Source organism: Actinoallomurus sp. CA-150999 (assembly GCF_050942425.1).
In the GTDB taxonomy this organism is placed as follows: Bacteria; Actinomycetota; Actinomycetes; order Streptosporangiales; family Streptosporangiaceae; genus Actinoallomurus.
In genome coordinates this window covers 5,295,328-5,309,591 of record NZ_CP192063.1, presented here as the reverse complement: position 1 = coordinate 5,309,591, position 14,264 = coordinate 5,295,328, and the positions used below count along the sequence as shown (strand labels likewise).

At 70.3% G+C, this 14,264-nt stretch carries 13 protein-coding genes; all 13 read right to left on the bottom strand.

From position 1 onward, the window contains the following. Positions 1-2: 2 nt before the first annotated feature. From ACQP2O_RS24825 to ACQP2O_RS24765, 13 genes are read right to left on the bottom strand one after another with little or no spacing between them, the layout of a single operon-like run. Entirely contained in the window at positions 3-893 is an 891-nt protein-coding gene (locus ACQP2O_RS24825; RefSeq protein WP_433189667.1) for a TIGR03621 family F420-dependent LLM class oxidoreductase, read from the bottom strand. Positions 894-903: 10 nt separating this feature from the next. Further along, complete coding sequence (locus ACQP2O_RS24820; protein ID WP_433189664.1) at positions 904-2,148, bottom strand: MFS transporter; 1,245 nt, start codon at positions 2,146-2,148, stop codon at positions 904-906. Beyond that, complete coding sequence (locus ACQP2O_RS24815; RefSeq protein ID WP_433189661.1) at positions 2,145-3,386, bottom strand: ATP-grasp domain-containing protein; 1,242 nt, start codon at positions 3,384-3,386, stop codon at positions 2,145-2,147. The genes ACQP2O_RS24820 and ACQP2O_RS24815 overlap by 4 nt, the downstream gene beginning before the upstream one ends. 40 nt (positions 3,387-3,426) lie before the next feature. Beyond that, on the bottom strand, positions 3,427-5,232 hold the full coding sequence (locus tag ACQP2O_RS24810) for an ABC transporter substrate-binding protein (RefSeq protein WP_433189658.1): 1,806 nt from the start codon (positions 5,230-5,232) through the stop codon (positions 3,427-3,429). A gap of 13 nt (positions 5,233-5,245) precedes the next feature. Next, the gene (locus ACQP2O_RS24805; RefSeq protein ID WP_433189655.1) at positions 5,246-5,572 is read right to left on the bottom strand and encodes a hypothetical protein; all 327 of its coding nucleotides are present in this window, start codon (positions 5,570-5,572) and stop codon (positions 5,246-5,248) included. A gap of 11 nt (positions 5,573-5,583) precedes the next feature. Further along, positions 5,584-6,438 carry a dimethylargininase gene (gene ddaH, locus ACQP2O_RS24800; RefSeq protein WP_433189652.1) on the bottom strand — a complete coding sequence of 285 codons (855 nt, stop codon included), beginning with the start codon at positions 6,436-6,438 and terminating at the stop codon, positions 5,584-5,586. A gap of 10 nt (positions 6,439-6,448) precedes the next feature. After that, the gene (locus ACQP2O_RS24795) at positions 6,449-7,693 is read right to left on the bottom strand and encodes an ATP-grasp domain-containing protein (protein WP_433189649.1); all 1,245 of its coding nucleotides are present in this window, start codon (positions 7,691-7,693) and stop codon (positions 6,449-6,451) included. 31 nt (positions 7,694-7,724) lie between these two features. Beyond that, positions 7,725-9,320, bottom strand: a complete 1,596-nt coding sequence (locus tag ACQP2O_RS24790; RefSeq protein ID WP_433189646.1) for a class I tRNA ligase family protein — start codon at positions 9,318-9,320, stop codon at positions 7,725-7,727. After that, positions 9,317-9,682: a cupin domain-containing protein gene (locus ACQP2O_RS24785; protein WP_433189643.1), complete on the bottom strand. Its 366-nt coding sequence runs from the start codon at positions 9,680-9,682 to the stop codon at positions 9,317-9,319. Before ACQP2O_RS24785 ends, ACQP2O_RS24790 begins: the two co-directional genes overlap by 4 nt. Positions 9,683-9,706: 24 nt before the next feature. Then, the gene (locus ACQP2O_RS24780) at positions 9,707-11,035 is read right to left on the bottom strand and encodes a lysine N(6)-hydroxylase/L-ornithine N(5)-oxygenase family protein (protein WP_433189640.1); all 1,329 of its coding nucleotides are present in this window, start codon (positions 11,033-11,035) and stop codon (positions 9,707-9,709) included. After that, positions 11,032-11,292: an acyl carrier protein gene (locus ACQP2O_RS24775; RefSeq protein ID WP_433189637.1), complete on the bottom strand. Its 261-nt coding sequence runs from the start codon at positions 11,290-11,292 to the stop codon at positions 11,032-11,034. Before ACQP2O_RS24775 ends, ACQP2O_RS24780 begins: the two co-directional genes overlap by 4 nt. 1 nt (position 11,293) lies before the next feature. Further along, the gene (locus ACQP2O_RS24770) at positions 11,294-13,117 is read right to left on the bottom strand and encodes an HAD-IIIC family phosphatase (RefSeq protein ID WP_433189634.1); all 1,824 of its coding nucleotides are present in this window, start codon (positions 13,115-13,117) and stop codon (positions 11,294-11,296) included. 17 nt (positions 13,118-13,134) lie between these two features. Further along, positions 13,135-14,100 carry a 3-oxoacyl-[acyl-carrier-protein] synthase III C-terminal domain-containing protein gene (locus ACQP2O_RS24765; protein ID WP_433189631.1) on the bottom strand — a complete coding sequence of 322 codons (966 nt, stop codon included), beginning with the start codon at positions 14,098-14,100 and terminating at the stop codon, positions 13,135-13,137. Positions 14,101-14,264: the final 164 nt, after the last annotated feature.

Here is a 14,264-nt window from a genome sequence, read left to right as displayed (position 1 = left end):
CGTCAGGCCAGGTCGCGGACGCGCTTGATGATCGGCCCGAGGACGTCCATGTGCGGGCGCTGCACGCAGATGTAGGAGAAGCCGTAGCGCTCCCGGTTCTCCAGGATCCGCCGGGCGATCTCCTCCTCCGTGCCGATCAGCATGAAGGGGCTCTCCAGGGCGTCCCGTACGTCGTCCAGCTGGAGGTAGGGGACCTTCTCGGCGGCGATCCGCTCGGCCACCGCACGGCGGTCGTCGGTCACCTCGACCACCAGGACGAAGGCGTTCCACTCCATCTCGTCGGCCCGCGACCCCGCGATCTCGCGGAAGAACTCCACGCGCCGGTCCGCCTCGTCCGCCTTGATGATCCGCATGGTGCCCGGCGGCTCGCCCGGCAGCTGGAAGCGCCCGCCGAAGCTCGCGATGTCGGCGCGTTCCGCGGCGAGCCGGAGCGCGCGCTCGCTGGCCCCGCCGAGCAGCAGCGGCGGGCGTTCGACGTCCTCCTCCAGGGCGAGCAGCGCGTCGACCTCCTCGATCGTGGCCGCCAGCCCGTCCATGCGCTCGCCGAAGGCGTGCCAGGGGATCCGCGCGGCGTCGTACTGCTCCTTGACGATGCCGGCGCCGAGGCCGAGCTCGAACCGGCCGCCGCTCAGCCGGGCGGCCGTGGCGACCTCCCGCGCGAGGATCGTGGGGTTCCAGTAGCCGTTGTTCAGCACGTACGTGCCGATCCGCAGCCGGTCCGTGGTGGTCGCGGCGGCCAGCAGGCCCTGGAACGGGGACGTCCGCCCGGTACCCAGGTGCTCCACGGCCAGCGCGATGTCGAAGCCGTATCCCTCCGCGGTGGCCATCGTGTCCGCAAGCTGCCGGTATGACGGGACGTTTCCCAAGGTGAAGCCGAATCGGAAGTCGCGCATTTGTCTCCTCCTAGTGACGAGAATCAGGGGAATCGGTGGGACGGATGGCGGCGACGCCCAGCACGGCGGCGGCCAGCCCGATGAGGGCCATCACCGGCCAGACGCCATGCCCGAGCCGGACGAACAGGGCGCCGCCGATGATGGGACCGACCGCCGTGCCGAGGGTGTGCATGAACTGGAAGCCGCCGATGTACAGGCTCTTCAGCCGAGGCGGGCCCGCCATCGCCGGATAGGCGAAGACGGAGGGCCCGCCGAGGATCTCGCCCAGCGTCCACACCAGCGTGGCGCCGATGATCACGACGGGCGAGATCGGGAATCCGTAACAGGCGTTGCCGAGGCCGACGAGGGTCAACGTCAGGCCGACCGTGAACCGGGTGGGCCAGTGCTGAGAGATCTTCGTCAGCGGGAGCTCGAACACCACCACGATGAGCCCGTTGAGCGAGACCGCGACGGTGTACCAGAGCACCCAGACGTGGGCGGCCTTCACCTCGAGCGGCAGGGTGGACAGGTACTGCACGTAGACGATGGCGTTGAGCATCGTGGCGAACAGGAACAGCAGGTACCGGCGGTCGCGGAACATCGCGAGGTAGCGGGCCGGCCCGGACTCCGCCGAGGCGTCCGGGCCGGTCGTGGGACGTGAGCGGGCCGGGATCGCGACGAGCGCCAGCGCCGCGTACGCGAGCGCGATCAGCCCTTCGCCCCAGAACAGCAGCGTGTACTCCCGGCCGCCCAGGTAGAACAGCGCGAAGCCGAGGAGAGGCGCGGCCGTCGCGCCGAGGTTCAGCCCGAACCGGTACATCCCGAAGATCATCACCTGCCGGTCCTCGGGCGTCAGCTCGGAGAGCAGCGACGCCGAGGACGGCCGGTAGATCTGGGCGGCCACGCTCGCCAGGCCCACCGCGACGAGCACGGCCGGATAGCCGGGCAGGTAGAGCAGTGAGGCGGTGAGCACGGCGGTCGCCGTCATGCCGAGCACGGCGGAGTTCCGTGCTCCCAGCCGGTCGGCCAGCGTCGCGCCGAGGAGCAGCCCGGCCACCCCGCCGGCGCCGTACACGCTCAGCGCGAGCGCCGACCGTTCGGTGGAGTACCCCTTGGCCGCGAGGTACAGCACGATGAAGATGTTGAGAAATCCGCCGAGCCGGCTCAGGAAGACGCCGACGAGGAGCACCTTCACCGCGAGTTGTGACTCGCGGAAGGTGTTCCAGACGGCGACGGTCCCCCTCTCCTCGGCCTCGATGTCGATCGCCATGGTCATCCCGTCGTGACGGTGAGCGCGGCCTCCGCGCCGTCCAGCGCGCGCAGGCACTCCTCGGCGGTGTCCGCGACGGCGATCGCGAAGGCGATCCGGCCCCACACGGTGCCTTTGGGGGGCGGGGACACCACGGCGCCCGGCGTGGCGACCGCGACCGCGCGCTCGATCGCGGCCGGCAGGGCGTCCTCGTCGAAGGCGACGGATCCGATGGTCGTGTCCTCCTCGTCGACGTAGAAGAAACGGATCGCCGCGACGCGCCGGCGCACCGGATGGGTGTCCGGCGCCAGGCCGCACGCCGCGGACGCCGCCGCCAGGCCCGGGTCGACGCCGGTGGCCAGCATCCCGAGGTACGGGATCATGTCGCCGCCGAGCCGGCCGTTGACCTCGATGAGCCGCGGCCCGCCGTCGGTGAGCATGAACTCGGTGTGCGTCCAGCCGTCGAGGAAGCCCAGCGCGGTGTGGGTGTCCTGCAGCGCCTGGAGGAGCGCCGGGTCGCCGAGCAGAGGGTCGGCGGCGTCGACGAAGTGACCGATCTCCTCGGCGTACGGCGGGTAGCCGACGACCTTGCGCGCGACGTACAGCGGGGTGACCTTGCCGTCCTGCACCAGCGCGTCGACGCTGATCTCCTCGCCGGTCACGCACTCCTCGACGAGGAGCGGCTGGTCGGTGCTGTAGACGACCGGGTCCGGCGCCTTGGTGTCGCGGGAGAAGGCGAACCGGTCGCGGAGTTCACCGGCGTCGTCGACGCGGACGACGCCGAGGCTCGCGCCCAGTCCGCGCGGCTTGAGGATCGCCGGATAGCCGACCCGCTCCGCGGCCTTCAGGGCCTCGTCGAGGGTCTTCACCGCGACTGATCGCGGCTGGGACACACCGGCCGCGTCGAGCGCGGCGCGTGTCTGCCACTTGTCGCGCAGCCGCCAGATGACGGCCGGGTCGCCGTTGCGGGCGCCGATCGCCTCGGCGACGTACGCGGTCGCGTGGATCCGGCCCTCGTCCCAGCACAGGACGCCGGCCACGGGCTCCTGCGCGTGGACCTTCACGGCCGCCTCGGCCATGGCCGGGCCGTCGATCGTGCTCGGCACGACCGTCCAGCCGCTGATGTACTCCTTCTCCCAGGTCGGCTCGCTGACGTGGAAGAGGTGAATGCGAAATCGGGTGCCGATGGAGCGCAGCAGGTATTCGCGGTACGTGCGCATACCCGTCGCGACCACGAGCAGCAGAGGGTCACGTTGCTCGGCCATTTTCCGCCCTTTCCGCCATGAGGTGTCCACCGGACACCCCCTAGTCCTCGGTGTAGTACCAGTTCTCGGGGTTGAGCATCCCGAACGGATTCACCGGCTCGAAGCCACCGAGTCTCTTGTCCACCTCGAACAGCCGGATCGGGAAATTGGGGCTGAAGATGACCGGCACCTCTTCGGCGATGAAGCGCTGGAATTCGTACAGCGCGTCCAGATCGTCGCTGGTGACGGTCCGCTCGACCAGTTCGTCGCAACGAGGGTCGGAGTAGTGCCCGAAATTGCCGCCGGCATCGGTCTTGAACAGGATCTCGCCGCTCGGATAGTGGTACGCCCAGCCGCCGTTCCAGCAGCACATCTCCCACAGGCACGGCACGCCGGGACCCGGCACGCAGGGGGCGTCCTCCGCGACGAGGATCGAGCCGTACACCTCTTCCAGGCGGAGCTCGATGCCGGCCGCGGCGGCGTCCTCCTTGTACTTCCGCATCCACCGTGTGAGGGCGGGCCGGCCCTCGACGTACCGGAGCAGGATGCTGAGCCGCGTGCCCGCCGGGATGCCCTCCCCCGCCTGGCCCGGCCCGGTGCCGGGGTTCACGCACACGGCCGGGGTCGTGCTGGTGTCCCAGCCGTTGGCCTCGAGCAGCGCGCGTGCCGCCTCGGGGTCGAATGGCAGCGGTCCCGTCCCGCCGACGAGTTCCGGCGCGACCAGATCGGTCACCGGGATGACCGGCACGGGGCCGTCCTGGCGGTAGGCGTACCCGTGGTAGATGTCGCGGACGGCCGAGTCCTGGTCGAGCGTCCGCTGCAGGGCCTGCCGGATGTACGTCTGCTTGAACATCTTCCCCACGACGGTGGGGTTGTTGAAGTTCAGGCTGGTGTACCGGATGCAGTACGCCACCTGGGGAACGAGCCGGTAGTGCTCGTCGAGGGGGTTCGGGCCGCCCTGGGTGGGGTCGGTGGTCGGCTCCGTGGAGAAGCTCAGCGGCAGGTAGCCGACCTGCACCGAGCCCGGCCCGTCCGGCCCGCGCCCCAGGATCTCGAACTCCGCGTCGTCGGAGGGCATCGGGATCTGCCGGAACTCGTCCAGGTACGGCTTGTTCGGCCCCGAGTAGTGCTCGTTGGGGACGAAGGTGACCACGGCGTCGAGGGTGTAGCTCTTCAGGCGCCAGGGTCCGCTGACGACGCTCCAGAGGGGGCTGTCCGGCCAGCGGGTCCGGTGCGCGTTGCCCTCGTCGACGATGTTGCCCTGCTGCTCCATCAGGTAGTCGTAGACGGCCAGGACGTCCGCGGTGTCACCGGAGGCGTTCGCCGGGCCGTCGGCGGTACGGTCCCACGCCTTCGGCAGCGGGGTGATGGTGCTGAGCTGGTTCATCAGCACCCATTTCTTGGAGTACGGCTTGTCGAAGGTGAAATAGACGACGTCCTCGGCCAGCTTGCCGTACGAGGTGCAGTTGTCCGGGAAATAGCCGGGGACGTACTCGCCGTAGCGTTCGCCCTTGACCTTCATGAGGTTGACCCAGAACAGCACGTTGTCCGCGCACAACGTCTCGCCGTTCGACCATTTCCACGGCCTGATCCTGATGGTCACCGTGCGGCCGTCGTCGCTCCACTGCGGGGGCTCGCCGATGCTCTGCTCGTAGTCCACCTCAGGCGTACCGCGGCTGCCGAAGTAGTACAGCGGCCGGTACATCAGCATCTGGAACTCGTAGTTGTTCCGCATCCCCATGCGTTCCGCCGGGGTGAACGGGAAGATCACGGCGGGCGGAAACCCGGGGGCCATCGCCCAGGTGACCACGCCGCCCTTCTTCGGCCGGCCGCCCGCCGTCGCCACGGCGGTGGTCTGCTGCGTCATCGGGTCCCTCCCGCTATCGGATCTCGGTCAGGTACGACACGCCCGTGGAGGCGTGGGCGCCGAAGCGCTCCCACTCCTCGCGCAGGTCGACGCCGCCGTCGGAGCGGAACTCCGGGGTGCTCCGGCAGTGCCCGGAGATCACTTCTCCGCTGTCCAGGACGATGCAGTAGGCGAAGTCGAGCGAGCCGTCGGGAGCGCATCGCCCGGCGAGCGAACCGCGCCGGGCCTTGCCCCCGGTGAACTCGCCCCAGAGCAGGTCGCCGTCCTGCCGGTAGATCGCCACCCGGCCGCTCTCGGCGGCCTCCGCCGGACGGAACCGGCGGCCGTCATAATCGATCATTGTCCGCACCTTCATCGATCGGCACGCAATTCCAACGTGCAGCATTTGGCGCCACCGCCGGACTTCTTCAGTTCCGACAGGTCCACGCTGATGGGCACGAATCCACGCGCCCACAATTCGTCGATCAGATGGGTCGCCTGTTCGGCCAGCACGACGTACCGGCCGTCGGAGACCGCGTTGAGCCCGAACACCTCCGCGTCGGCGTCGGTGGCCAGGATCGCGTCGGGGTACAGCTCGCGCAGGAGCGCGCGGCTGCCGGCGGAGAACGCCGCCGGGTAGTACATGATCTGGTCGTCGTCGAGGACGGCCAGGGCGGTGTCGAGGTGGTAGAAGCGCGGGTCGACCAGGGTCAGGGCGACCACCGGGCGGCCGAGGAACCGCTCCGCCTCCGCGTGCGACCGCCGGTCCGTACGGAATCCGGTGCCCGCCAGGATCCGGTCGCCGGCCACGAGGTAGTCGCCCTCGCCCTCGTTGACGTACACGGGTTCGTGCACCTCATGGCCACGCTCGCGGAACCAGTCCGCGTAGGCCCCCGCCTCGGCGGCCCGCTCGGGGTACCGGAACCGCGCGGCCAGCACCCTGCCGTCGACGACGGTCGCGCCGTTGGCGGCGAACACCATGTCCGGCAGGCCCGGCGACGGAGTGATCACCTCGACCTGGTGGCCGAGCCCGAGATACAGGCTCCGCAGCCGCTCCCACTGCGCGACGGCCAGGGCCGCGTCGGTCGGCTTGCCGGGGTCCATCCACGGGTTGATGGAGTAGCGGACGTCGAAGTGGGCCGGCGGGCACATCAGGAAACGACGGCGCCGGGACACGCGCGCCGGACGGCCGGCACGCGTGTCATCGATCTGTTCTGGTACGGACACTGCTCCCCCGCTACTTCGCGAACGTGACCTTGATCTTGTCGGCGAACTCGTTCATGGTCCGGAAGGCCTCGGCCTCTGACCTGCCGGTCGTGCCGAGGAAGCCGAGGATCGTGTTGCCGTTCGGCGGCCTCTTGATCACGTCCCCCGGACGTGCGGTGATCTTCAGCAGGAACACCTGGTCCGACTCGCTCACCGCCGGCGGCACCTCGACGTGCTCGACGACGCCCTCGTCGCAGATGAGGCACATCGCCGTGACGTGCACTCCGGTCGGCTGGAAGTGCCGGACCTCAGGACGCCGTCCCAGTCCGATGTCGACGACCGCGGCGATCGGGTCGTGGTCGGCGGTCAGCCGGGCGATCATGTCCAGACCGCCGCCTCCGACCCGGGCGGCGATCTCCAGGAGGTACGGCTCCCCCTCGTGGAAGCGGACCTCCGCGTGCATCACGCTGCGCCGCAGCCCCTGGGCGTGCGCGGCGGCCTTGACCGCGCGCTGTACCTTGGCGACGTCCTCCGGGGCGAGCGAGGTGGGCGCGTGGTGGACGTCGTCGTCGAACGTCGCGCCCTCGGCGGTGATCCGGTCCACGACCGAGCCGAGGTAGACCTCGTCGTCCCAGGCGACGGCCTCCATCAGGTACTCCTTGCCGTCGAGGAACGACTCGACGAGCAGGCCGTTCGGGCCCAGGTCGACGCCGTCGGCCTCGGAGTTCACCCAGAACATCTCTTTGATGCCGTCGGCCGCCTGGGCGAACCGCTCGGCCATCTCCTCAGGCGTGTCGACGCGGGAGACGAAGTGGCTGCCCGCGCCCAGCGTCGGCTTGAGGATCACCGGGTACCCGAAGTCCTCGGCGGCCCGCAGCGCGTCGGACAGCTCGGGGACCAGCCGGTACGACGGGATCGGCACGCCGGCCTTCTCGTACGCCTGCCGCATCAGGTACTTGTTGCGGCTGCGGACCGCGGCGTCGACGCCGATACTGGGCAGCTCGAGGGCCTCGGCGACCGCCGCGACGGTGATGACCGCGGACTCGGAGAACGTGATCACGCCGTCGAACTTCTCGACGGCGTGCCACTCGCGGGCCAGGGCGACGATGTCGTCGATCTTCTTGTTCCCGACGAACCGGTAGTGGTCGGCGGGCCAGAAGTCCTCGGTGCCCTCGCCGTTCAGGACGTACAGGTCGATGCCGAGGTCCTGCACCTGCTTGTAGCGGGAGTGGTAGTAGTTCAGATACTGGCGCGTCTCGATGGTGAGCAGCTTCATGGCGTACCCGTCCGTGAGTGGGTCATCGGGATCAGGCGCCGGCCCGTACGCCGGTCGTCTCGCCGGCGTCCGCGGTCCGCAGGCGCGGGAGCGGGAACGCGCCGATCTCGGCCGGCTGCGCGGCGGCGAGACCGAGGTCGACGCCGGCCTCCGCGGCCTCGGCGGCGACGTCGATGAGGATGGGCGCGGCGCAGGCCAAAAGCGCGCGTACCTGCAGGAACAGGTCGCCGAGCGCGACGGGCTCGCCGTCCGCGACCGCGGCCTCCTCCGCCAGGCCCTCGAGCCGGCCGGCGATCGTGTCCGCCACCCTGGAGAAGCTGGGCAGCTCGTACCCGAGCCGGACGCGCTCGATGAGGATCTCCGCCCGCCGCCGTCCCGTCTCCGACGTCGGCAGCGGCGCGTCGCCGGCACCCGCCGACGTGAGCCAGAGCGCGTCGGCGAGGGCGTTCCACGGCTCGACCAGCCGGCGGCCGGTCACCTCGCGCAGCGCGGCCACGCTGAAGTCGGTGCGCTGGTACTCCGGCGCGGTCAGCGCGAGGTGGAACCGCACGAGGTCGCGCGGCACCTCCGCGAGCAGGTCCGCGGTCCAGATGAGGTGATCCCGGCTGGTGGAGAACTTCTGCCCCTCGAGCTCGTAGAACTCGTTGCAGACGTTCACCTCGGGCAGGACGTAGCGGTCGCCGTGGGCCATCAGCAGGACCAGGTCCAGCAGCCCCCAGTGGTAGACGTTGTCGAAGCCGTGGAAGTAGACGAGCTCCGCGCCCTGCTCGCTGCGCCAGTGCGCGTCGACCGACTCGGCGCGCTCGCCGCGCTGTGCCGCCGACCACCACGTGCTGTACATCACGGCCGGCATGGCCTCGACCCACGGATAGAAGATCTGCCCGGGGGTCTCGGGGAACGGCGCCGCGACACCCCAGGTGCCGGGGAACGTCACCGGAATGTCCGGCAGCGGGCGGTCGAGGAGCTCGTGGATGAGCTGCATGCCGTGCGGCCGCCAGCGCCCCTCCCGCGCGGCGAAGTAGGCGGTGAGCCGGTCGCGGTACTCCTCCATGGGCAGCACCAGGATGGTCTGCTCGCGGAACGTCACCGGCGCGTCGGGATCGAGCGTCGAGCGGGGATCGAGCAGCTCGTCGTAGTTGTTCGGGTGCCCGCACCCCTCGCAGACGCCGCCGCTGCTCCCGCTCAGGCAGGCCGGGCAGGTGCCGGTCAGCAGCCCGTCGTAGAGGTAGGCGCCGTTCGCGTACGGCAGGCGCACGGTGCGGAGCCGGAGCCGTCCCGCCTCGTGCAGGGCCGTGAAGAACTCCAGCACGGTCTCGCGGTAGCGGTCGTCGATCGGCGGCAGCCCGGCCATCGAGATGCCCATCGCCGTGAGGGTCCGCTCGATCGCCTCGGTCGACGTCGCGCACAGCCGCTCGGGCGGGACGCCCTTCCGGTGCGCCGTCGTGATCACATAGCTCTGGCTGTCGTCGGTGCAGGTCGTGTAGATGACCGGGCGGCCCGTGGCCGCCAGGTAGCGGCTGTAGACGTCGCCGGCGAGGTACGGTCCGGCCATGTGACCGACGTGCAGGTCGCCGTTGGAGGTCGGCGTCGCGGCGACGACGATCGCCGGGCGCCCGCCGGCGGTCACGCCGGCCCGCCGTGGCGTGCGCTGAACCGCTCGGTCATCTCGGCGTCCCACCACACGGCGTACATCTCGAAGTCGGCGTCGCCGTCGTTGACGACCTGGTGGCGCTGCTCCGGCGGGAAGTGGACGATGTCGCCGGCGACGAACGGCACCCGCTTCCCCTCGCTGATGATCTCGGCGGCGCCGGTCATCGCGACCCAGATCTCGTACTCGTGGTGCCCGTGGGCGCCGGAGGACGCGCCGGGTTCGACGACGCACCACGATCCCTCGAACGGCGCGTTGAGGACCGGCCACGGCATCAGCCGCTGCGCGATCAGCCCGTTGTCCTGTTTGAGGTTGTCCCGGTCGAGTTTGCGGATCTCCACGGTGGCTCCTTCGTGGGTTTCTTGTCAGTGGGTGTTGAGGACGAGTTCGGGGTCGTGGCGGCTGGCGAGCAGCTCGGTGACGATCTCCTCGGAGCGGGCGGCCAGCACGCTGAGCAGGGAGTCCGCGATGCCGTGAGTGGCCTCGTTCACGCCCTGCAGGTAGCAGCCCGCGGTGAACGACGGCGGCAGGTCCATCCGGTAGTTGCGGCTCACGCGCGCCTCGCCGACGCCGGCCGTCGCCGCCAGGTCGCGCACCATCCGCGGCATCCCGCGGACGAAGCCGGTGCCGAGCATCACGACGTCGCAGCGGAGTTCGTCGACGCGGTGGCTCTTGCGGTCGGCGAGGGTGAGCACGACGTCGCCGCCGTCCATGCGCGCGTCGGTGACCTCCGCCATCGTGACCATGCGGAGCCGCTCGGTGCCCGTGAGCCGGTCCTGGTAGATCGCCCGGTACAGGGAGTCGAGCATGTTCGGCGCCAGGCCGGCGTAGTTGGTCCGGTGCATTTCACGCAGGAGCTGCTCGCGGGCCTCGGGCAGCGCCGCGTGGAACTCGTCGATGAACGACGGGTAGAACAGCTCGTTGGTGAACTTGCTGGTCTCGTAGGCGTTGAGGCCGATCGACCGCATGACCATCGTGCACCGCGCGCGGGGGAAGCCCTGGTAGGTCGCCCACAGCATCTCCGCGGCGCTCTGCGCACCGCCGATCACCGCGACCCGCAGCGGGTCGCCCGTGTCCAGGTCGGCGACGCGCGCCGAGAACTCCGTGCTGTGGATCACCCGCGCCCGCGGCAGTCCCGAGAACTCGGCGGGGATGTGCGTGTCCCGCCCGGCGCCGATGACCAGGTTCCGGCAGACGATCTGCCCGCCGTCGGCCAGCTCGACCAGCCACTCGTCCACCTGCCCGTCGCTCGCGTGGCAGGGCTTGATCGAGACGCAGCGCCGTCCGTGCTCGATACGCACGGCGCGCAGCGACTCGGCGACCCAGCGCAGGTAGCCGGAGATCTCCAGCCGGTACGGCGTGAAGCTGCCGAGGTTGATGAACTCGTCGAGGCGGCCGACCGAGTGCAGGTAGTTGACGAACGAGAACCGGCTCCGCGGGTTGCGCAGGGTCACCAGGTCCTTCAGGAACGACACCTGACTCTGGGTCCAGGGCAGGAGCATTCCCCGCTGCCATTCCACGCTGTCGTGCTGTTCGATGATCAGCGTGTCGTGGGCGATCTCCTCGAGCGCCATCTCCTCCAGCGCCACGCCCAGGGCGAGGTTCGCCGGACCGGCGCCGATCGCGAGTAGCTCGACTTCTTGACGCTCCACTCTGTCCTCCAGGGATTCCGGGATACGGGGTCTCTTGGTCATGGGATGCGCGCCTTGCCGGCCACCGCGTCCGTGACGAGGGCGACCATGTCGGGGACCGTGTGCGCGGCGTGGAAGGACCGCAGGTCCAGCGTGATCTGGAGCCGGTCCTCCAGCTGCGCGAGGGCTTCGAGGGAGGCGATGCTGTCCCACCCGTGCGCGGCGAGGACCGGTTCGGCGTAAAGGCCGTCGGGCGTCTCGCTCAGGATGTCGCCGAGGATCTCCAGCACGGTCGGCTCGACCGTGGATGAGGCGCTCATTTCAGTCGTCACTCCGCTCGCGCAATGTGATCCATTCCGGGATGTCGGGGAGCTCGTCGCTCAGGTCGAAGGCGAACGCCTCGCCGTCACCGGCCTGGGTGAATCCGGCCCGCGTCCAGAAGTCGGCGGCCACGCCGTTCTTCGGCGAGCGCGTGAACCGGCCCTCGACCGTTCCGGCGCCGCCGTCCCGTGCCGTCCGCAGGAGCCATCCGGCGATCGCGAGCTCGACGCCGCGGCCGAGGACGCGGCAGCTCAGCACCAGGTTCAGCACCTTCCAGGCCCCGGCCCGGCGGTCCACCCAGACGGCTCCGACGATCCCGTCGTCCCCGAAGCGGTCCGCCACCGCGATCGAGGCGACCAGGTGCCCCGGGTCGGCGCTCATGGCGGCGGTCTCGGCCTCGTCGAAGCGGATCCCGGTCAGGTTGAACTGGTTGGTCCGCGCGGCGAGCTGCGCCAGGCGGGCCACGGTGAAGCCGGTCGCCGGCGCGATCTCCACCTCGATGCCCAGCTCCGCGAGGTACTCCTCGGAGGATCCGAAGCCGGTGGCGAAGTCGCTGCGCAACGCGCGGGTCCGGTACAGCTCCGGGCGCCGGCGGTCGGTCTCGGTGAGCGCCATGACGTCGAACCAGCCGTCGTCCAGGAGCGCGCCCACGAGGTACGCGGGATCACCGTTGGCCGGGACGAGTGCGACCTCGGGCAGTTCCTCGGCGACGTGGCCGCGCTCGAAGTCCGAGTCGTCCATGAACACGAACGCGTCGGTGGCCAGGCCCAGCGACCGCGCGGCGTCACAAAGGTTGCCGGCCTTCGCGGACCAGTTCACCGCGCGCACCGAGAAGGCGTCCGGGCGTAGCAGCACCTCCGGATGCCCGGTGAGCGCCTCCTCGACCACCTGCGGGTCGTTCTTGCTGGCCAGCACCAGGATGACGCCCTGGTCGCGGAGCCGTCGCGCGGTGCGCTGCAGCTCCAGGTAGCAGTTGCCCGGGTACAGGCCGCCGAGCTGGACGCCCTGCGCGCCGACCTCGCCGACGACACCGCCCCACAGGGTGTTGTCCAGGTCGAGGGCGAGCACCTTGCGCGACAGCCCCCGCTTCGCCTGCACGACCCGGCGTACCTGCCGCGCCAGGACGAGCAGCGCGCCGTCGGTGTAGGGCATGTCGCCGTACCGGTGCAGCCGCGCGTCCCGTACGGGCACCGGCGCCTCGGCCAGCGCCCCGGCCAGGTCCACGGTCACGACCTGGGCGTCCTCCTCGGCGAGGCGGAGCAGAGACGCGTTGAGCTCGCACCACAGGCGTGCCACGCCGGCCCGCGCCCGCACGCTGATGAAGGCGTCGCGCACCTCGGCCGTCAGCGGGACGGTGTGCAGCACCAGGAGCGCGGATGTGCGTTCCCGGGCCCCCGCGAGCAGGCTCCGGAACTCCGCCAGGCGCGCCTCGACGTGCTTCTCCAGCGTCTCGAGGTCGGCGCTCCAGTCGCGAGGCAGGAAGTACGCCGCGTCCAGCAGCAGCGTGACGACGTCGGCGGTGAAGGCGGCCGTGGCCAGGGTCAGGTCGAAGGTGCCGTACTCGCCGTGCTCGATCGCGGGCACGAGCCCGGTGCCGACGAGCGCGGCGCGCAGCAGCGGCTCGAAGGAGCCGGCGGTGAACGTCGCGTGCACCGCCACGGTCACGGCCGGGGCGTCCTCGGCCTCCAGTCCGGCCAGCAGCCGGCCGGCCTTCCGCATCAGGGCGGCGTCGGTGGATCCGGCCAGCGCCCGGCGTACGGCCGGTGCCGGCAGCCGGTGCTCGGCGACGGCGGCCCGCAGTTCGTTCAGGGTGGTGTCACCCATCGGGTTCGTCACCGCCCTCAGTGCCGGACGAGCGTGCAGTACCAGCGCATGCCGATGGAGATCCCGGTCAGCGCGACCAGGTCACCGGGGGCGATGGCGCCCTGCTCGATCAGTTGGCCGAGGGACACGAGCTGGTCGGCGGCGCCCATGTGCCCGTGCGTGACGGAGATCGCGGCGTTGGTCCGTTCCAGCGGGACGCCGAACGGCCGGGCGATGTCGTCGATGGAGTCCGCGCTGTCGTTGATGTAGATCACGTGGGTGACGTCGTCGCGGCTCACGCCCGCCCGGCGGCACGCCCCCTCGATGACCTCGACGGAGCGCGCGATGGCCTGCCCGGCGAACTCCCGCAGCCGGCGCGGGTCCTTCTGGAAGTGCTCCTGCACCCGCTCGTGCCCGGCCGGGGCCGTCAGGCTGGACCATCCCTCCGGCGCCACCGGCGCGACGGCCCCGCCGTAGTCCGTACGGAACCAGTCGCACAGGTCGGGGTCGGTGAACTGGTCGGTCGACAGCCACCGGTTGCGGGGGTGACCCCGGCGGAGAACGGCGGCGACGGCCCCGTCGCTGTGCACCGCGTTATTCACCTTCATGCGGTTCCGGTGGTACTCGCTGACCCGGTTGACCGCGGTGAAGAGAACGGTCTCGATCTCTGGTTGAACGGCGAGGACTCCGGCTACGATGCCCAGGCCGGTGACGCCTGACGCGCATCCCTCATTGAGCAGGAGCGTCTGCGCCTGGCTGATCTTCAGCTCTCTGGCGAGCGCCGCCGACGAATCCCAGTGCGGGTATTCCGGCATTTCCGAGGTCACGAGCACCACGAGGTCGATGTCGTCGACGCTCAGCTCCGTGCGGTCGAGCGCGTCCTGGGCGGCCTCGGCCGCCAGGTCGGTGGCGGTGACGCCGTCCGCGGCCCGGTGGAAGGTGTGATAGCCCCACTGAAGTACCCGCTCCGGGTCCGTCACATAGGACCCGACCGTCTTTTCCACGTCCTGGTCTTCGCCGAAGGAATATCCGAATCCAACAATTCCGAAATCTACCGATGGACCCGCCATCACCACTCCTTCTTTTGCCCGATACGCCGAAATTCTGTCCCGTGGAGGCGTTCAGCGGCAATAGCCGCCGATATTGAACGGCGGCGAATAATCATCAA